Raw genomic sequence first — 19,376 nt, 5'->3', positions numbered from 1 at the left:
ATCCAAACATTATGCGACAAACAAAACTGTTTACGAGAACCAAAAAAGAGGCGCCGGCCGATGAAGTGGCTAAGAATGCGCAGCTCTTGATTCGTGCTGGCTACATTCACAAAAATATGGCCGGCGCCTACACGTTTTTACCACTCGGACTTCGGGTGGTCGAAAAAATCAATCGTATCATTCGAGAAGAGATGAATGCGGTGGGGAGTGTCGAGATGTTCATGCCAAGCTTGCAGGATCCTGAGCTGTGGAAAAAGACCGACCGATGGAGTGATGAAAAGGTGGATGTATGGTTTAAGTCGGAGCTGCAGGCCGGAGGTGAGATTGGTTTTGGCTGGACGCACGAAGAAGTGATTACCGACATTATGCGTCAGTTTGTGTCTTCGTATAAAGATTTGCCGTTTTCAGCGTATCAGATTCAAACAAAGTTCCGCAATGAAATGCGTGCCAAGAGCGGTATTATGCGAACGCGTGAATTTTGGATGAAGGACTTGTATTCATTTGCTGCTACCCAAGAGCAACACGACGAGATGTATGAAGCAATTGCGGCTGCATATGAACGTGTATATAAGCGTTTAGGGATCGGCGACAAGACGTACAAAACATTTGCGTCTGGTGGCGCCTTCAGTAAGTTTAGTCATGAGTACCAGACTCTGGCTGATGCAGGAGAAGATGTTGTGTATGTATCTGAAGGGAAAGGAATCGCAATTAATGAAGAAGTGCTCCAAGAGGCAGATTTATCCGAGCTTGGTGTTACGCGCGATGAGCTCGAAGAACGAAAGAGTATCGAGGTGGGGAATATTTTCTCACTTGGTACCAAGTTTTCTGAGGCCATCGGGCTTACGTATAAAGATGAAACAGGGGAAGTCAAGCCAGTCATCATGGGTTCTTATGGTATTGGCCCTGCACGCTCAATGGGTACGGTGGTCGACCTGCTGTCCGATGAGAAGGGGATTGTCTGGCCTGAAAGTATTGCGCCGTTTACAGTGCATCTGGTAGGGCTCAACCTTGAAGATGAAGAAGTTCGTGATTGGGCTGATGGTATCTACGCTGCGCTTAAGGCGCGTGGCGCGGAGGTGTTATTTGACGATCGTGATGTACGCCCTGGCGAGAAGTTTGCCGACAGTGATCTCATTGGTATTCCATATCGCGTGGTGGTGAGTCGTAAGGGTCGTGAAGCAGGTACGTTTGAGGTGGTGACACGAGCGACTGGAGAAGTGAGGAATTTGACCGAAGAAGAGCTCTATGCTGATTTTGACGATGTGGCAGATAATTAGCCCGCGAAAACAAAAAAGCGGGCGAAGACCGAAGGTCTTCGCCCGCTTTTTTGTTTTCGCGGGCATCTCATAGTACAATAGCCTTCAAATGAACGTTTTTAAGCGACAATTCGACGCGTTACTTTCGACTGTGTCCACTGATGTGGCGATTGACCTAGGTACCGCTAATACGCTCGTGTACGTGAAAGGCAAGGGTATTGTGCTCAATGAGCCCACTATCGTAGCAATTAACAAAAAAACAGGACAGCTGGTAGCGGTTGGTAATGAAGCAAAGGCTATGCAGGGACGCACGCCACAACATATTGAAGTGGTTCGTCCACTCGTAGATGGCGTGATTTCAGACTTTGAGGTGGCAGAGGAAATGCTTGCGTATCTAATAGGTAAGGTGCGTAGTGAAATGCGATCTCTAATCGCACCGCGTATGTTGATTGGGGTACCGTCTGGAATTACTAACGTAGAAATGCGCGCAGCGCGTGACGCAGCGAAAAACGCTGGTGCTCGCGATGTGTTTCTCATTGAAGAGCCGGTGGCCGCGGCAATCGGTGCGAAACTACCAATTCAAAAAGCAGTCGGTAGTATGATTGTTGATATTGGCGGGGGGACGACTGACATTGCGGTGCTGTCACTGAATGGATTGGTGGTCTCTCGCAATCTTAAAGTGGCCGGAGATCATCTTAATGCGTCGATTATGTCGTACATACGTGATCAGTTCAAGGTTCATGTGGGCGAGAAAACGGCTGAGGACGCGAAGATTGCTCTAGCCTCCATCGCGCATGGTGAGTCTGGCAAAGAATTAGTTGCTCGTGGGCGTGATGTGGTGACTGGTTTGCCACGTGAGGTGGTCATTACTGATACGGACGTGCGTGATGCAGTGGCTGGGCAGGTTGATACGATGGTTGAAACGGTTCGATCAGTGCTTGAGACTACTCCTCCAGAAGTTTTGGCCGATATTATGCAGCGGGGAATTCATCTTTCAGGCGGTGGTGCGCTTATTCCTGGTCTGGCCCCGCTTTTGGAGCATGAGCTTCAAGTGCCGGTTATTGTGGTGCCTGATCCGCTTCGCGCGGTCATTCGCGGTGCGGGCATTGTGATTGAAAACATTGATGAATATAAAGAAATCTTAATTGATCATGAAGGTGCGATCGCGACACAGCTCTAAGCGTCAGAAGATAGTCAAGACCGTGATGGTGAGCTTCCTTGCGTTGTTTATCGCAATGCAGGTGCCTCGAGTAGTATCATCGGTTTCAAGCATTCTTATTGCGCCAGTGCATGTTGTACATAGTTGGCTTAATGAGTCATCCAGTCTCGTGCCGGTGTTTTATCGTGATCGCAAAAATTTGGCCGCGGAAATTGAAAATCTTAAATATCAACTGGTTGTAGCGAGCCAAAATACACTTAGTCAAAATCGGTTGCTGGAAGAAAATAATCGATTACGAGCATTGCTCGGTGCAGCCAATGAGAGCCGAGTCGCGGCTGCAGTGATTGCTCGGCCCAATGAGCTGCCGTATGATTTGTTGCAAATTGATCGCGGACGAGACCATGGTGTAGAGGTTGGCTCACCGGTTTTTTTGGGAAAGGATGTTGTGATTGGCTTGGTTGTGCACGCAGCAGATACCTATTCTTTCGTTGAGCTGATTACGACTCCTGGTTTTCGCGCTTCAGCTTTTGTTTCCGGGCCTGATGTGGTGGTGCCGATGGAGGGTGTGGGAGGCGGAGTTGCTCGTGTGCGAGTGCCGCAGGGAGTGCCACTGGTTGTGGGTGATATGGTGTATTTACCAAGCGTTGAGCCTGGTGTATATGGCCGTATTGCGTACGTTGAAAATGAACCAACACAGCCAGAACAATACGGTTACATTTCGCCCGATGTAGCGTTATCTGGCGTATATCAAGTGGCGGTTGGCAAACAGTCACAGGTTGCCAGATCGACTGACGAAATTGACCAGCGAATTCGAAGGCTGATTGAGCAGCGATTGTTGGCGTCCGAGTTGCATTTAGAACCAGTTTCAACCAGTACGCCGACATCTACAAATAATCAGGAAGTACTTCAAGAGTAGTATGAAAAGAGCCATCACTGCAATAACGTTATATTTCTTGCTTGCGCTCGCGATTCTACAGAATTGGTTATTTGCAGCGGTCTTGCTTATAATTATTTTTAGCTATCAATTTGGTGGCGCGTCGTTGATACCACTAGCATTTTTAATTGACGGTTATTTTGGAAACTTTGAAAGTGTGCCGTACCTAAGCATTTTTTCGGTCGTGTGGTATCTGTTGGTGGAATATGTACGACCAAAGGTTGCGCGGCTTGGCGATACTGACTTATGAAAAAATTACGCGATAGATATAGTCGACAAGTAGATGTTGAAGAGGTGTTGTTGGACGCCTCAAACATCCCTGCTTTTAACTATGCGCGTATGGAAGGCAAGCGGGAATTGCCAATCGCAAAGCGCAGCGTGTGGACGATTGGCGCGCTTTTCTTTATCATCGTTGCAGTATTTTTTATGCAAATTTACTCGCTGCAGATTGTCAAAGGTGAGGAGTATCTGAAAATTGCGGAGAATAACAGTGTAGATAAAGCACTCATTATTGCCGAGCGAGGGGTGGTGTATGACCGTCGTGGTGAGATGATGATTTGGAACGAAGTGGACGAGTCCGGCGAGTATGATTTTCCAATTCGTGCGTATACTAATCGAGCAGGGCTCGGTCAAGTGCTCGGGTATGTAAGCTATCCCAAAAAGGACGCACGAGGATTTTTTTTTCGAACTGACTATCTTGGTCGCAGTGGGGTAGAGCTGGCGTATGACGATCTGCTGAAAGGCAATAACGGTAGCAAAATTGTGCAAGTTGATGCGCTCAGTGATGTGATTAGTGAGTTCGCGATTGATGCGCCGGTTTCGGGAGGGGAGTTGGACTTATCGATTGATGCTGAACTTTCAGAGGCGATGTATGACATTATCGCGACTTCAACTATTCAGGCTGGTTTTCGTAGTGGTGCAGGAGCGATTATGGATGTGCATACTGGTGAAATCATCGCGCTTACCAGCTTCCCGTCGTACGACCCAGAAGTAATGGCTGATGGTGATGATATTGAGCTGATTCAGCAGTACAACAATGACCCGCAGATGCCGTTTTTGAATAAAGTGATTGGTGGTGCGTATACTCCTGGGTCGATTGTGAAGCCATTTGTGGCATATGGTGCTCTCGAAAACCATATCATTGATCCCAATAAAGTAGTCTATAGTAATGGTACACTTACCATTCCAAATCCATATAATCCCAGTCAGCCATCATACTTCAATGACTGGCGCGCACACGGCGCTATGACTATGCGGGAAGCGATTGCATTTTCATCAAACATTTATTTTTACATCATCGGTGGTGGCTTGCCTGACATTGCTGCGCCGCAGGCGGGGATTGATTCAGCTATGCAAGGACTTGGTATTACTAAGATGGCTGCCAATTATCGTCGCTTTGGTATGGGTGAAAAGACCGGTATCCCGCTGGCTCAGGAACAGGCTGGAGTAGTGCCGGATCCAGCATGGAAAGAAGAAGTCTTTCATGATGATTGGCGGCTTGGCGACACGTATTTTACTGCGATTGGTCAGTTTGGTTTTTTGGCAACACCAATTCAAATGCTGCGCGCCTACGGCGCACTGGCCAATGGCGGTACGCTCATTAATCCGCATGTAATAAAAGGTGAGGTGGGTGAATCAAAAGACATTGGGCTTAATCCCGACTATCTGCAAATTATTCATGAAGGAATGCGTAAGACGGTGGTATATAACGGTGGTACGGCACGTGGCCTTGAGCGTAAAGATGTAGCGGTGGCCGCAAAGTCTGGTACGGCAGAAATCGGTGCAGGGAATGCGTATGTAAACTCTTGGGCGGCCGGCTTTTGGCCGTATGAAGATCCTCAGTACGCTTTCATCCTCATGATGGACAAGGCGCCGCGTGCCAACCGGCTTGGCGCAACCACTATCATGGGTCAGGTATTTGAATGGATGAGTCAGAATCGTCCTGAGTATCTTGGTTTAGAAGCGGAGGAGGTTGCTGAAGGGGAATAGGAAAGGGCGCACCGAAGGTGCGCCCTTATTTTCAATGAAGCAGGCTCGGATGTACCGGTTTCCCGATATAGTAGCCTTGCTGATAGTCTGCGCCGAGTTTCAAGAGAAGCTCGAATTGCGCAGCTGTTTCAACACCTTCCGCAATGACCAGAAAGCCCGCGGTGTGGATTTCTCTGATGTACCACTTGACCTCACAAGGAGAGTCGAGAAGATGGTCAATCAAGGCTCCTTTGTCGAGTTTGACTCGACAGCCGCGGCGTATTGCGCTGATGCTTGGATGGCGAAGAAGTCGGAAGACATCCTCTGCCTGGCGGCAGCAAGGTACGTCGTCGAGTGCAAAGCAGATACCAGCATTTGCCAGGCGAATCATGTTGTGTACCACTTCGCCATCGAGATTCAAATTGCACTCTTCGAGCACCTCAACGCAGATGCGCTTAGTTCGTACTCCAGAGCGATGAATGTTCCGAATGAGTGTATTCACCAGGAATTCATTCGAGAGGAGTTCTTCGCTTGCGTTGATGCTGATACTAATGCTGCGGTATTTTGCAGCAACGCTGAGTGCTAGGTTGGCGACTGCCAGGTCGAAAGCGGCAACGCTCTCGAGCTCACCAATAAAGGCGGGTGGACTGAGTACGGTGCCGTCCGGGAAGATACCTCTTCCTAATGCTTCAAAATGTGTAGAACTGCCTCGCCGAGAGGCGAGTGGTTGAAGGTTCATTCCTACTTCCATTTGGGTCACCTCTTTTTTGTGAGCGACGTGCTCACAAATCGGTGGAAAAGTGAGCAAGCCAAATCGGATGTAAAGCTGGGTAAACTATATAACTTTAATAAATTATGTCAATAGTATTGGCGGACCTATGAATACAGTGCTTTTTATAACGGAGTTTGTGCACAAGTTGACCCAGCTGTGTTCATGCGTATAATGAGAGAAATTTTTTTGCATATGAATGACACACAAGCCTTTTTGACCCCAGAGAAGTTCGATGAATTAAAGAAAGAACTCGATCACCTTAAAACCGTGCGGCGAAAGGAGGTTGCTGAGTCGCTTGAATACGCCCGCAGCCTCGGAGACCTCTCAGAAAACGCTGAATATCAGGAAGCGCGCGACATGCAAGCAGCCATTGAGGAGCGTATTACGTATCTTGAAAAGACTATCAAGGAGGCAAAGATTGTTTCTCACGATAAGCATGGCGATGTTGTTGGACTTGGTTCGGTGGTGGCAATTCAAAAGTCTGGTGATAAAGATAAAAAGGAATATACAATTGTCGGTTCAGATGAAGCCAATATTCACGAGCGCCGGTTGTCATACCTTTCACCACTTGGCGAAGCTCTGATGGGAAAGAAGAAGGGAGATGAGTTTGAATTTGAAACGCCAGTTGGAAAACAGAAGTACAAAGTGCTGAAGGTTGAGTAATGTGCAGAAAGGCCGGTCGCAAAGCGACCGGCCTTTCTGTTTGACTCTTGATTACTGTGCCAGGTATTATGTAGTTGGTGTTGTTTGTTCATACTACATTTACGTAGAGGAGTCGACGTGGAAAGTAAAAATCTCCAACAAGGCAGCGCAACTGAGCCCCAATTGTACAGCCTGCGGAACCCTCCTCCAGGCATGTTTTGCGGCGGCGTTCGACGGGTTCCCGAGACCAATGAATTTCGAGCGGTTTTTTACCCGATTCAGCAGAAGCAAAAGTAGGTTCTTGCAGAATGGCGCTTCGGCGCCTTTTCTTTTTCCTCAACTCACGCTAGGATAACCACTATGTCAAATATCGAGGATTTACGTGCCGACCGAGAACAAAAGGTCGAGCGAGCCAAGGAGCTTGGGATGAACCCATACCCAGCTGCTGCCGAACGCACACACACTGTTGCAGAAATTGTGGGTGATTTTGATGCGCTGCTACAAGCGGAAACAACACTGGCGATTACTGGTCGTGTGATGGCATTTCGCGAACATGGTGCGATTGCATTTATGGATGTAATGGATGGTACCGGTAAGCTTCAGGCATTCTGTTCAAAGGACGAAATGGGCGAAGAAGCGTTTAGTAACCTTCTCGATGTCATGAGTACCGGCGATTTTGTCGAAGTAGCTGGTCCAGCATATCTCACCAAGCGTGGGACGCAAGCGATTCTCGTAAAAGGCTGGAAAGTGCTTGGCAAAGCGATTCAAAATATCCCAACCGAACACTTCGGTATTAAAGACGAAGATGAGCGCTATCGTAAACGCTACCTCGATTTGCTCCTTAACCCCGACATGCGTGACCTCTTTGTAAAGAAAGCGCTCTTTTGGGATACGATTCGTGACTTTATGAAGCGCCACAACTTCCTTGAGGTAGAGACGCCATTCTTCGAAACAACTACTGGCGGGGCAGAGGCGCGTCCATTTAAGACACATCACAACGACTTCGATATTGATGGCTACTTACGTATTTCGGTCGGTGAGCTCTGGCAGAAGCGCCTGATGGCAGCGGGGTTTGATAAAACCTTTGAAATCGGCAAAGTTTTTCGTAATGAAGGCTCAAGTCCTGAGCACTTGCAGGAATTCACCAATGTTGAATTCTACTGGGCGTACGCCGATTACAAGCAGGGTATGGAGTTGGTGCGGCAGCTTTACATCGAAATCGCTGAGAAGGTGTTTGGAACAACTAAGTTCGAAGCACGTGGACATAAGTTTAATTTGGCAGATGAGTGGGTTGAAATCGACTACGTCGCCGAGATTGAAAAGCAGGCTGGGATTAATGTAATTACGGCCACCGAAGCTGAAATGAAAGCAAAGCTTGAAGCTCTTAATGTCGCGTACGATGGGGATAGTCGTGAGCGACTCACTGACACACTTTGGAAGTATTGCCGCAAAAATATTGCTGGCCCAGCGTTTCTTGTCAATCATCCAAAGCTCGTGGCACCGCTTGCCAAGAGTCGTGCTGATGGAGAAACGGTAGAAATGTTCCAGCCGATTATCGCAGGATCTGAAGTTGGTCGTGGTTATAGTGAGCTCAATGATCCAATCGATCAGCGTGAGCGTTTTGAAGTGCAGCAGCAAATCCTTGAAACTGGCGACGAAGAAGCAATGATGCCAGATTGGGAGTTTGTTGAAATGCTCGAATACGGCATGCCACCAACCTGTGGTTTTGGCTTCGGTGAACGACTCTTCTCGTTTTTGGCAGGGAAGCCAATCCGCGAAACGCAGCTGTTCCCACTGATGCGACCTAAAAAACAAGGAGACGAATAGTCGACTATGATTTTGGAAGTACTCTTGTGGTGCGACCTAAAGAATAAGGAGGGCTTTGCTCGACTATATTCTTGGAAGTTAATGAGTCACAGAGCGAAGCGATAATGACGAATGTATGTTGTGCGTAAGAGAGGGGTGAAACTTTGACAAAATAGTAAAATACTAGTAAAACTTTCACCAGAGTAGTTTTTGAAAATCAAAATATACTGCTGTGTGCAGATATTGCCTGGAGGGTCATCATGAAGGAATTCAGTGTCTTTACTCGCGAAGCGTTGTTGCTGGGGTTGCAAAGGCAGTCATTGCAATCGAGTGCGTCTGCCAGGTCGGGGTCTCGCGAGTACTCTGGCATGAGCGCTGCTTGCCAGCTTATTCTCGAGTACATGAACCAGGAGAGTCGCCTGTACGGCGAGCGTTTCTCGAGTCAGCGACTCATGCATCTCTTCTGTGATGTGCGAAAGTATTACACCGATAACCACCGCATCGTGGTGCCGGGGAATGATTATCAAGTGGTCTTTCTGGCCTGGTACGATACTCATATCACTGAGTTGGCGCCCTTGGTGTGTGTATTTCACCAACTGATGCGACCTCTGTGCAGCACAACTACACTGCGTGGCTTCATACCACGCGCTAACCAAAAGCGCATAGTCCCTAGGGACTATGCGCTTTTACAATGCTAGAATGTGGGCTATGCCATTTCCAGAAGAAAAACTCCGAGTACTACTTACGATAGATAAAGCGTTCGACCTCGGAACTAAAGAAAACTACGTTTTAAATAATATTTTGCTCGTTATTAATGTGTTGTTGGTTGGTGTGTTTGCTGCTGATGTGGCAGAAGGTTTTGGATACATTCACGTGACACACACTTTTCACGAAGTTGTGCGCGATTTAGAAATTATTTTCGGAATGATTTTCCTGATGGAGTTTACGTTGCGATCAGCTTTTGTGTACATTCCTGATAAGAAGTTTTTCTCGCTCTACTCGATTATTAACGCACTGGTGATCGTGTCGCTCTTGGCGCCGCATTTTATCGGTAATCTTGCCATGCTGCGTTTCTTGCAGATTTTTAAGGTGTATAAGGTGTATAAACTCAGGAAGGATAGGGAGAGTTACCATGTAAATGGGTAGTAGGGAAATAAAATAAAATGGCGCGGATTGCGAAGCAATCCGCGCCATTTTATTTACAACTAAACATCATCGGTGGGAAGAAGTGTGCATAAGTGTGATTGCAAGTGGGATGAAGTGTTATAGAATGTAGGAGTGGTGGGAGATAGTGGTATACTTCGAGAGAAGGTACCAGAGCTAGTTTCCGAACCAGTCGCAACTCTCCACACGGAGGGTGATGTGTCTCTCTACTGATTACCAGAGTGCAGAGACATGTTTCAGTGCGACATTGGGCGTTGGAACTAGTGCGTACGAACCTCCGCTGTTGTGGTTGGTTCGGAAGCTGGCTCAAGCTATCGAGTTTATGTTAATTGGCGAATACAAGCATACGTTGGATCCTAAGAAACGGCTGTCCTTGCCGTCTAAATGGCGCAAGGAACTTGGGAAAAAGCTTGTCGTCACACGTGGACTTGATAACTGTCTCTTTGTTTATCCGCTCAAGGAGTGGCAGAAGATCACTGAAAAGATTGGTCAACTGCCACTCGGACAAGCGGACACAAGAAGTTTCAATCGATTCTTCTTATCGGGAGCAGTAGAAGTGGAGGTAGATTCAGTTGGACGTATTCTCGTGCCAGACTTCTTGAAAGATTTTGGCCACTTGGACTCTAAAGTAGTTCTTGCTGGTATCCATGATCGTATCGAGATTTGGGATGAGAATCGATGGGAGACCTATAAGCGCTCAATCGAACAGCAGGCAGATTCACTTGCCGAAAAGCTGGGAGAAATTGGCGTCCTCTAATCACCTTTACGTATGCAACACAAAACAGTACTACTGCACGAAGCAGTTGATGCAATTATTCTGTCACCGTCTGACACTGTGGTGGATGCGACGTTTGGAAGTGGCGGACACGCTCGGGAAATTACAAACAGGCTCACTGAAGCTGGTGTGTATGTCGGTATTGATGCAGATGAAACTGCACTTGATAAGACAAAACTAGAAAATATCTCTCCACAGACTCATCTAGTACACAGCAACTTTAGCGAGATTGGAAACATTCTTAGTTCATTACAAATTGAAGGGGTTGATGGTATTTTGGCCGACCTAGGATGGCGAATGGAACAGTTCGCTGATGGCAGCAAAGGCTTTTCGTTTATGCACGATGGCCCGCTCCATATGACCTTTGGTAAGGCTGAAGACTATTCATTTACCGCTGAAGACATTATCAACGACTGGGAAGAGCATGTTATTGCTGACATTCTCTTTGGGTACGCTGAAGAAAGGTTTGCCAGACGGATTGCGAAAGCAATTGTCGAGCAACGGAAATACTCACGTATCACGTCGACGAAGCAGTTGGTGGAGATTGTTGAAGGCGCGCTGCCGAAGGCAGCGCGCCGAGGCAAAATCCACCCTGCGACGAAGTCATTTCAGGCGCTTCGCATTGCGGTAAATGACGAACTTGGTGTGCTCGAACGCTTTATTAAAGATGCGTTTACAGCACTAAAGCCAGGCGGTCGTTTGGCTATCATTACCTTTCACAGTATTGAAGATCGGGTTGTAAAACACTCATTTCGCGAGCTAAAAGACGCGGGATTAGCCTCACTTACACCCAAAAAACCAATCGTTCCAAGCGAGGAGGAACTCAAAGAAAACCCGCGCGCACGTAGCGCAAAACTACGTGTTATTACCAAAACATAGGGCTACATAATTATCATGGTGGGAAAAAGTCGCGACACAATTACATATTCAAAGGCCACGCTGGCTGTCTTAGGTTGCTTGGTGACGGCAGTGGTGGCATATTTGTATTTTTTAAACATGTCTGTGGTACAAGTGGTAATGAGAAGCGAGCAGGTTCAGAAGCAGCGTGATTTAAACGCAGAAATCGCTACTCTTGAAGCAAAGTATATTGAATCGCAGCACGCGGTAGCTGCTAAGATTGCGTTGTTAGACGGGTATGATCGAACGGACGCTAAAATCTTTGTCTCGCACGATCAGTCTAGTCTGGTGTTAGGCAGGCGCTAACTTTTTATGAGACGTCCACAGTTACAATTTAGAATTCGACTGCTGTCGGGCGTCGTTATTTTGGGAGCACTTTTGCTGGTTGCTCGCTTATATCAGATTCAAATTGCAAATGCTGACTACTACAGCACAAAAGCTGAAAGTCAGTATGTACACACTAAGACTGATTTGTACTCTCGTGGCTCAATTTTATTTACCACTAGGGACGGCACAGCTTTGTCTGCCGCCTCGGTGCAAGCCGGGTATTTGCTTGCTGCGAATCCAGAACACATCACTACATCAGTTGAGGTTTTTTGCTCAAAGCTATTGGCGTACACTGAAATTGAACAAGAGACCTGCGTAAATCGACTTTCCGTGCCTGGTCGTACCTATGCCGAGCTTGCAGATAAGCTCACGCGTGAACAGGCTGACGAGATTGAAGCTCTCGATATAGATGGGGCAATGCTCTATAAAAATCAGTGGCGCTATTATCCCGGTGGCTCTTTAGCTGCACGATCGATTGGTTTTGTTGGTTATGCCGACGATGGTTCTGAACTTCGTGGTAAGTATGGTTTGGAACGCTATTATGACGATGTGTTGTTCCAGAAGCGACAGGTGATGTCGGTGAATTTCTTTGCCGAACTCTTCAGTAATTTAGGTGACTTAGTATACAAAAAAGACGGCGAGCGTACGGGTAACATCGTAACTAGTTTAGAGCCGTCAGTGTCTCGCATGTTGGACACGATATTGCAAGAAACCAATGATAAGTATGAAAGTAAATTAACCGGTGCTATTGTGATGGACCCGCGTACCGGTGAGATCGTGGCAATGAATGCGGTTCCAAGTTTTGATTTAAATGACCGCAGTGGCGCGACAATCGAACAGTTTCAGAATCCGTTGGTAGAAAATGTGTATGAAATGGGCTCAATCATCAAGCCGCTTACCATGGCGGCAGGTATTGATGCGGGTGCAGTGACTGCCCAAACGACTTACTACGACGCCGGCTCCATTGAGTTGAATGATTACACCATTCGCAACTACGACGGTCGTGGACGTGGTACGGTGCCAATGCAGGAAGTGCTTAATCAATCGCTCAACACAGGAGTGTCGTTTGTGGTACAGAGAATGGGAAAGGATGCGTTTCGAAAATACTTTTTAAACTATAAGCTTGGTAGTGAAACAGGTGTCGATTTACCAAATGAAGTGCATGGCTTGGTGCATAACCTTAATTCACCACGAGACGTTGAGTATGCCACAGCGTCGTTTGGTCAGGGTATAGCTACCACACCAATGGAGACCGTGCGTGCACTCGCGACACTTGCAAATGATGGCAAACTAGTGACACCGCATTTGGTGAAGCGAATCGAGTATGATGACGGCGAAGTGAAAGAGATTAGGTATCCGGAAGGTGAGCAAGTGCTTAAAGAGTCTACGAGTGAAGAGATTTCTCGTATGCTCACCATTGTGGTGGACGACGCACTTCGCGGTGGTGCGGTAGCTCTCCCGCATCACACCATTGGAGCCAAAACCGGTACTGCACAAATTCCTGATCCGGTGCATGGCGGGTATTACGAGGATAAGTATCTGCACTCATTTTTCGGATACTTTCCAGCCTTTGACCCGAAATTCATCGTTTTCATGTATACTGTAGAACCACAAGGGGTAAGATACGCGTCTGAAACGCTGACTGAGCCATTCATGGAGATAACCAAGTTCTTGATCAACTATTATTCGATTCCGCCAGACCGATAATAATCCTATGAAACAACTCTTTAAAAATTTTATCGTACGTATTCTAATCATCGAAGCGTCTATATTGCTTCGTCGGCATAAGCCACGCATTGTCGCGATTACCGGTAGCGTGGGGAAAACATCTACCAAAGACGCTGTGTACGCTGCAATTAAAAACAATGTGTTTGCGCGTAAAAGCGAGAAAAGTTTTAATTCGGACATTGGTGTGCCGCTTACGGTGCTGGGACTACCAAATGCGTGGAGCAATCCTTTTTTTTGGCTTCGAAATATTGTCGAAGGGTTTTTTATCGCGCTGTTTTCTCGAAGTTACCCTGAGGTGCTCGTGCTCGAAGCTGGTATAGACCGTCCGGGCGATATGAAGCATCTGACGGCGTGGCTAAAACCAGATATCGTTGTTTTGACAAAATTTTCGAGCGTGCCGGTTCATGTTGAGTATTTTTCTTCACCTGAAGCTGTTATTGACGAAAAACTGCTTTTAGCCTCAGCAATGAAGCCTGATGGTTTGGTGGTGTATAACAACGACGACACGCTCATCACCGATAGACTCCCTGATTTGCTGCAACGCAAAGTGGGGTTTGGTCGTTATTTAGAAACAGATTTTACGGCTCGTACTGATCGAGTAGTGTATCACGATGATCGGCCAGTGGGTGTCGCTTTTTCGCTCGAGCACTTTGGTAATAGCTATAAGGTTCAGCTTGAGGGTACGATTGGTACGCAGCATGTGTACGCTTGTACGGCTGCAATTGCAGTGGCGGACGAACTTTCAGTACCGATTGAAGCGGCTACTATTTCTCTTGGCGCTTTACGCACACCAAATGGTCGCATGCGCTTAATTCCAGGTTTGAAGGCTACGATGCTTATTGATGACACGTATAATTCTTCGCCCATTGCGGCGGAGCAGGCGCTGCAGACACTGAGCGAGTTATCTTACGCCGGTCGTAAAATTGCTGTGTTGGGAGATATGTTGGAACTGGGTAAATTTTCGAGTGAAGCACATCGTAGTCTTGGAGCAAAAGTTGCCGAATCAGCTGATATTTTGTTCACGGTGGGTGTACGGGCGCACGGTATTGCAGATGGTGCATTGGCCGCTGGTATGACCGAAAAGCATATTTTTCAGTATGATGACATTAATCGAGCGGGTCGGGAATTACAATCTCTATTGGCACCAGGAGATGTGGTGCTGGTGAAAGCGTCTCAAGGCGTGCGAGCTGAACGAATTGTAGAAGAGGTGATGGCTGATCCGGCGCGGGCTGAGGAGTTGCTCGTACGACAAGACAGAAGTTGGAAAAAGATTGCATAAATCATAAAAATGTGTTATAATAAAAAAATGAATAAATCAGCAATTTTTCTTAGTGGGGCACTACTCGCAGCTTTGCTAGTGGTCGTTGCGCCACAAACAGTGTCTGCGCAAACAGTGTCATATCAGCCGCGTACGCAGGACGAATTGATGGCCTATTTGTATGGTCGCATTACTATGTTGCTTGAAATCAAGGCCGTCCTAGAAAGAAATGGTTCTCTGTCAGAGGATGATATTGATCGCTTGGGTAGCTATGTTGAGTTTGAAACCAAGGGTGCAGCTGATATTACTCGAGACGGCGCAACCCTACGAGGTGAGGTTGTTCTGTATGGCGACATGACTGCGACAGTGTGGTTTGAGTTTGGCCAAGATGAAGACTTTCTCGATTTACGTAGTAATAGGGTAGGCGTGAAGTCTGCGTATGATCGTGCCGTACGTGTCGGCGTCGGTCGTCTCGAAGAAGACGAGCGCTATTATTATCGTATGGTACTTGAAGACAAAGATGGTCATATCCGGTACGGAAACATAAGAGTATTTCGCACTGATGAAGGAGAGTAGCTGTCTTCGAATAGATGCACAGGCGGCAAAAAACTGGGCCTAAGCCCGGTTTTTTGCCGCCTGTGCAAGTGTGCTACGATGTGAGTATATGCTAAAGGTCAATACGAAAGCTCCGGCTTTCTCGCTGCCGGATGAGACGGGAAGCCCTCGAACCCTTGAAGAGTTTGCGGGGCAGTGGCTGGTGGTCTATTTTTACCCCAAAGATGACACGCCCGGCTGCACTAAAGAAGCGTGTGTAATTGCAGAGACATATGAAGAGTTTACCAAGCAGGGCGTTGCGGTGCTTGGAGTAAGTAAGGATTCGTCAGCTTCGCATATGAAGTTTAAGAATAAGTACAATCTCCCGTTTACACTCTTGTCTGATGAAAGTACCGAAATGATTAAGGCGTATGGTGCATGGCAAGAACGATCAATGTACGGCAGAAAATATATGGGTACTGCCAGGGTTTCATATTTAATTGATCAGAAGGGGATGATTGTAAAGGTCTACCCAAGGGTGACTCCGGCTGATCATGCGCTAGAGCTTTTACAAGACATTGCCAACCTAAAAGTTCAGTAAGCACCTGTGTAATACCGGGCGTCACTTACGCGCGTTGTGGTGTAAAATTTAGCTATGGATTCAGATACAAGGAAGATTGTCGTGCTCGCTGTACTCGCAGTAGGTATTTTGGGAGTTCTGCTGTTTTATATTTTTAGTGGCATGAATACTTCTGAGTCGGAGGTTGGCGATCAGGTGGGAACATTTCCAATTGGTCCAGGAACGACGGGCACATTGCCTGAAGATCCGATTCCTGACATAGCTACTAGCACATACTCTGACGATCAAGAGCAAGCTGTCGAGCCAGAAGTTCCCGTAAAGGAGACTGGCTGGAAAGATGATGTGATTGAATACACAGAAGTCGCGTCAGTTGGTGCAGGAACCTACAATACAGGTTCGAATGCGGGTGAGGCAGTTGAATCCCCGTATAGTCGGAGTGATCTTAATCTAGTTGAATACAATATGGACGTTATGGACTACGCTCCGCAGTTTATTTCACTGGGTGACCGAGGTGTAATTTCTCCAGCTGATCTCCAAGACAAAGATCGTTATCGAGAAGTTATGACGGAAGGCCTTTTTGAGTCTTCTGAAGAAGAATTTGCTCAAGCCAAATCTTGCGGTGCGCTTACCGCAACGCTGAGCCAGGACGCAACACAGTCTGATATCACAAAGCTTGTAGCTAAGCTCTCAAAAGAGGATGAGGCTGAGTGTTTTGCAGAAACGGCTTTGACCACGTGCACTCCGGCCAAGTTATCAATTTCAGTGGCAGGCGTCGATCGAAGCGCCTTTATAGCGAAAAACGATGCAGGAACATGTCTTTTGGGAACAATTAGCACGCCTGAGTATGTGCGCATGTGTCCAGTAACGATGATTCTAAATGCTCAATCAACTTCGATGCGCACGTACCAACAGTGGCAAACATATTACAACGATGAACCTAGTGACGCGTTCGAGGCACTTTTGACAGGCTTATCTTCAATTGATCCGAAAGTAGCAGCGAGCGAATGTGCATTGCACAAAATTTAAAAAACCGGGCATATGCCCGGTTTTTTAGCTATGGTTTGGCAGGTTTTGCCACCACAGTAGTGCAGAGTCTGGGGTGTGGTTGTGTGGCCAGTAGTTGCCGTCCTCGGTTGGGATTGCGGGAACGTAATAGCCAATCATGCTTGTGCGCATGCCAGCAAATCTACCTTCAGTGAGCGTGTGTTCGCCCGATTGGTCAAAATCCTCCAGTGTTCGTCCTTCAAAGAGCGCAGCGTGCGTTGCGCAAGCAAACACAAGGGGTATTTTGTTTATTCTTCGCCAAAGCTTTTTAGGCGGATGGCCCGCTTCGCAGTGTGCACAGCGGTAATCGTTTGGAGCTCCGTTTTCTAAGTAGCTATGCCCAATGGGGAAGTATGCAAATGCCAGCGCAAGCCGCATTGCTTCGGCTCCACTTCTGTCTTTAAAGGTAATGATTGCACCTTTTTCACCTCGGGCAACGCGCTCGAGATAGTCTAGGTATGTATGTTCGGCACTACCGCGTTTAAAAGTGTTGCTGCGGTGACCTCTGGTAAACACTTCCATTTTTTCTTCTCCAGTAATCTGTAAGGTGCTCAAAGAACTTTTAATCAAAATAGCGCCTCAGCAAAAGTACGTCAATTGTAGAGGTGTGAGTGTGTTATGGTCGGTAGACTTCTTGTATACGTGTGATAATTCCGTAAGGATTAATTGTGATTGTGTACGGTGTTTTGTTGGCAGGCTTGTTGACTAGTTGTGAAAGGGGATATTCAGTGCCGGTCCAAGTCTCTACCTGTACACTGGGCGATAGGGCGTAACTACGAATGCTTGGGTCAGTATTACGGTAGTAGACACCGCTTTCGAGACGGCACTTCTGTGGCTCAGCAGCAGGGCAGAGACCGTCAGCAATCATTTGAGTAACAGCAGCGTCATCTTTGTAGATAGCGATGTTGTCGACGCTAATGTATTCGAGTGTTGCTTCAGTGATGTATACAGTGAGTGTCGTTGGGCCAGCTAGTGTTGTGGTGACAGGAGTTGCGACGGTCTTGCTCGGACTTTGTGCCGGTGCTGGGGTGCTCGGTTGATTTTCAGTAATGACAGTATCAACGGTAGATGTTGAAACCGCGGTATCAGCTTCGCTCTCAATTAATTCATCGGTAGGGCAGCTAGAGGCTGGTGTGTATTGCAGTCCAAGCCAAAAACCAAAAAATGGCAATAAAACAAATAGTGCTAAGGCAAGATATTTTGAGAAAGGAGTAACTGTAGTAGTCTTCACTTTCCAGTCGTTGCTCGCCTTTGTGGCTGAGCGAAAATGTTGATTGTTCATAAGTGCATACTAGCACGGAATGAGATTATACATCGCTGTCTTGGGAAGCTACAATTTTAGAGAGATTTGCTTGATATAACGCGCATTCAATTCATGCTCATTGCCTTGAATTATGATTAAATTACCGTCATTTTTTTCTGCCAATGTTTTTGTTCGCCCGATCAGTTTTCTTCCTTCGTGGTCACCGGTAAAAAAGAAGGTTTTGTCTGCCAATGAAGTTCCATATTTTTGTTTCTTAAGGTCTAAAACGGTATCTTTACCAAAGTATTTTACATAAGGTGTGATGGTTTTTGGCATATCTTTATCAAGTAATGGAGACAGTGAACAGAAGAAAGCTTTGTCAAAAGCTACTTTTGTTGAAATTTCGTAGGCAATCAATGCACCTGTAGAAAATCCAAGGATAGCTTTGAATTTACTTTTGTCTTGGCTGATTATTTCAGCACCTTCAGCAATTACTGCAGTGAATCTTTTGTTTTGAATCTGCAAGTTCAGTACTTCAGTAGTGTAACCAGCATTTTCTGCTGCTTTTATAATACGGCCATAACCTTGATTACGAATGGTTTCTTTATAGGCTGGAATTAAATAAAGTTTCATAAGATTAATTATATAAAATGGTGTAGCTCTGCTGCGCCTCAAGACAATTGTTACATTAATCAAAATTATTTTTAACCTGTAGTCTTGGAAGTAAGTCTTAAAATAAATAATTTTTTGCAAAAATTCAAAAGAATTGTATAGTTTTGAATCAAAGTTCTTCGGAGGAAAATATTGTGATTACCAATATCACCCAAGTGGTTGACTGGCTGGTCGCTACTGCCGGACTTTTTACCTGGCTCTTGTTCTTGCCGCAAATCCGACTGCTCATCAAAGTAAAGGATTCAAAATCCATCTCGCTCGGAATGACGTGGGGGTCGTGGATTTTGCAGGTCTTGATTCTGACGCAGTCAATCCTGCATCAGACCTGGACACTGGCGTTTACAATGGGTATGAGCGTGTTCTTTCTGAGCATCACCATCGTATGTATCCATTATTACCGGATACACCCAGGAGGGAAGCCGGCGTGAAGCAAACAACCCGCACATGGATGTGTACGGGTTGTTTTCAATTGGTGACCCAATAGCGTGGCTTTCAGAACTCTACCGAGATAGAGAATATATCGGACTATCTATTGAAAAACTGAAAGAAGCTACGACAGCTCTATAAATCAGGTGTTCTCTTGAATATACCTTTCGGTAAGCTCAACCGTTTGACAA

Annotated in this window: 22 protein-coding genes; 18 read left to right on the top strand and 4 right to left on the bottom strand. The window is 46.6% G+C overall.

The window, feature by feature from the left end:
* Window positions 1-11 precede the first annotated feature (11 nt).
* From H6780_00110 to H6780_00090, 5 genes are all read left to right on the top strand, one after another.
* A complete protein-coding gene (locus H6780_00110; protein USN88816.1) occupies window positions 12-1,277 on the top strand; it encodes a prolyl-tRNA synthetase in 1,266 nt (421 codons plus the stop codon).
* A gap of 88 nt (window positions 1,278-1,365) precedes the next feature.
* Window positions 1,366-2,436: a rod shape-determining protein gene (locus tag H6780_00105; protein USN88815.1), complete on the top strand. Its 1,071-nt coding sequence runs from the start codon at window positions 1,366-1,368 to the stop codon at window positions 2,434-2,436.
* Complete coding sequence (locus tag H6780_00100) at window positions 2,408-3,331, top strand: rod shape-determining protein MreC (GenBank protein ID USN88814.1); 924 nt, start codon at window positions 2,408-2,410, stop codon at window positions 3,329-3,331. Before H6780_00105 ends, H6780_00100 begins: the two co-directional genes overlap by 29 nt.
* Window position 3,332: 1 nt before the next feature.
* Window positions 3,333-3,599 (top strand): hypothetical protein, encoded by a 267-nt coding sequence (locus tag H6780_00095; GenBank protein USN88813.1) that lies wholly within the window; start codon window positions 3,333-3,335, stop codon window positions 3,597-3,599.
* Window positions 3,596-5,338: a hypothetical protein gene (locus H6780_00090; protein ID USN88812.1), complete on the top strand. Its 1,743-nt coding sequence runs from the start codon at window positions 3,596-3,598 to the stop codon at window positions 5,336-5,338. The genes H6780_00095 and H6780_00090 overlap by 4 nt, the downstream gene beginning before the upstream one ends.
* A gap of 31 nt (window positions 5,339-5,369) precedes the next feature.
* Here H6780_00090 and H6780_00085 read toward each other — a convergent pair whose 3' ends face one another.
* Window positions 5,370-6,056, bottom strand: coding sequence for an EAL domain-containing protein (locus H6780_00085; protein ID USN88811.1), 687 nt, complete (start codon window positions 6,054-6,056; stop codon window positions 5,370-5,372).
* 225 nt (window positions 6,057-6,281) lie between these two features.
* Here H6780_00085 and greA point away from each other — a divergent pair, with 225 nt between their 5' ends.
* The 12 genes from greA to H6780_00025 all read left to right on the top strand — a co-directional run bounded on the left by greA (window position 6,282) and on the right by H6780_00025 (window position 16,826).
* The gene (greA, locus tag H6780_00080) at window positions 6,282-6,752 is read left to right on the top strand and encodes a transcription elongation factor GreA (protein ID USN88810.1); all 471 of its coding nucleotides are present in this window, start codon (window positions 6,282-6,284) and stop codon (window positions 6,750-6,752) included.
* 339 nt (window positions 6,753-7,091) lie between these two features.
* On the top strand, window positions 7,092-8,558 hold the full coding sequence (locus H6780_00075; protein ID USN88809.1) for a lysine--tRNA ligase: 1,467 nt from the start codon (window positions 7,092-7,094) through the stop codon (window positions 8,556-8,558).
* A gap of 239 nt (window positions 8,559-8,797) precedes the next feature.
* The gene (locus H6780_00070) at window positions 8,798-9,235 is read left to right on the top strand and encodes a hypothetical protein (GenBank protein ID USN88808.1); all 438 of its coding nucleotides are present in this window, start codon (window positions 8,798-8,800) and stop codon (window positions 9,233-9,235) included.
* Between the two features lie 10 nt (window positions 9,236-9,245).
* Complete coding sequence (locus H6780_00065) at window positions 9,246-9,683, top strand: hypothetical protein (GenBank protein USN88807.1); 438 nt, start codon at window positions 9,246-9,248, stop codon at window positions 9,681-9,683.
* Window positions 9,684-10,023: 340 nt separating this feature from the next.
* Window positions 10,024-10,458, top strand: coding sequence for a division/cell wall cluster transcriptional repressor MraZ (gene mraZ, locus H6780_00060; GenBank protein ID USN88806.1), 435 nt, complete (start codon window positions 10,024-10,026; stop codon window positions 10,456-10,458).
* 12 nt (window positions 10,459-10,470) lie between these two features.
* Window positions 10,471-11,355 (top strand): 16S rRNA (cytosine(1402)-N(4))-methyltransferase RsmH, encoded by an 885-nt coding sequence (gene rsmH / locus H6780_00055; GenBank protein ID USN88805.1) that lies wholly within the window; start codon window positions 10,471-10,473, stop codon window positions 11,353-11,355.
* Window positions 11,356-11,370: 15 nt separating this feature from the next.
* Window positions 11,371-11,679 (top strand): hypothetical protein, encoded by a 309-nt coding sequence (locus H6780_00050; protein USN88804.1) that lies wholly within the window; start codon window positions 11,371-11,373, stop codon window positions 11,677-11,679.
* A 6-nt stretch (window positions 11,680-11,685) separates the two neighbouring features.
* Entirely contained in the window at window positions 11,686-13,407 is a 1,722-nt protein-coding gene (locus H6780_00045; GenBank protein USN88803.1) for a penicillin-binding protein 2, read from the top strand.
* 7 nt (window positions 13,408-13,414) lie between these two features.
* The gene (locus H6780_00040) at window positions 13,415-14,707 is read left to right on the top strand and encodes a UDP-N-acetylmuramoyl-tripeptide--D-alanyl-D-alanine ligase (GenBank protein ID USN88802.1); all 1,293 of its coding nucleotides are present in this window, start codon (window positions 13,415-13,417) and stop codon (window positions 14,705-14,707) included.
* Window positions 14,708-14,734: 27 nt separating this feature from the next.
* Window positions 14,735-15,262 (top strand): hypothetical protein, encoded by a 528-nt coding sequence (locus H6780_00035; protein USN88801.1) that lies wholly within the window; start codon window positions 14,735-14,737, stop codon window positions 15,260-15,262.
* Between the two features lie 88 nt (window positions 15,263-15,350).
* Window positions 15,351-15,821, top strand: a complete 471-nt coding sequence (gene bcp, locus H6780_00030) for a thioredoxin-dependent thiol peroxidase (protein ID USN88800.1) — start codon at window positions 15,351-15,353, stop codon at window positions 15,819-15,821.
* A 54-nt stretch (window positions 15,822-15,875) separates the two neighbouring features.
* Window positions 15,876-16,826, top strand: coding sequence for a hypothetical protein (locus H6780_00025; GenBank protein USN88799.1), 951 nt, complete (start codon window positions 15,876-15,878; stop codon window positions 16,824-16,826).
* A 24-nt stretch (window positions 16,827-16,850) separates the two neighbouring features.
* Here H6780_00025 and H6780_00020 read toward each other — a convergent pair whose 3' ends face one another.
* The 3 genes from H6780_00020 to H6780_00010 form a co-directional block, all read right to left on the bottom strand.
* The gene (locus H6780_00020; protein ID USN88798.1) at window positions 16,851-17,399 is read right to left on the bottom strand and encodes a hypothetical protein; all 549 of its coding nucleotides are present in this window, start codon (window positions 17,397-17,399) and stop codon (window positions 16,851-16,853) included.
* Window positions 17,400-17,460: 61 nt separating this feature from the next.
* On the bottom strand, window positions 17,461-18,126 hold the full coding sequence (locus H6780_00015) for a hypothetical protein (GenBank protein ID USN88797.1): 666 nt from the start codon (window positions 18,124-18,126) through the stop codon (window positions 17,461-17,463).
* Between the two features lie 48 nt (window positions 18,127-18,174).
* A complete protein-coding gene (locus H6780_00010) occupies window positions 18,175-18,720 on the bottom strand; it encodes a hypothetical protein (GenBank protein ID USN88796.1) in 546 nt (181 codons plus the stop codon).
* Between the two features lie 143 nt (window positions 18,721-18,863).
* Between H6780_00010 and H6780_00005 the strand changes: the two genes are divergently transcribed.
* Window positions 18,864-19,187, top strand: a complete 324-nt coding sequence (locus H6780_00005) for a hypothetical protein (GenBank protein USN88795.1) — start codon at window positions 18,864-18,866, stop codon at window positions 19,185-19,187.
* Window positions 19,188-19,376: the final 189 nt, after the last annotated feature.

The sequence above is a fragment of the Candidatus Nomurabacteria bacterium genome, from assembly GCA_023898565.1.
Classification (GTDB): Bacteria; Patescibacteriota; Minisyncoccia; order Phycocordibacterales; family UBA918; genus OLB19.
Note: the sequence above shows the minus strand (reverse complement) of the source record. Positions and strands in the feature narration are given on the sequence as shown.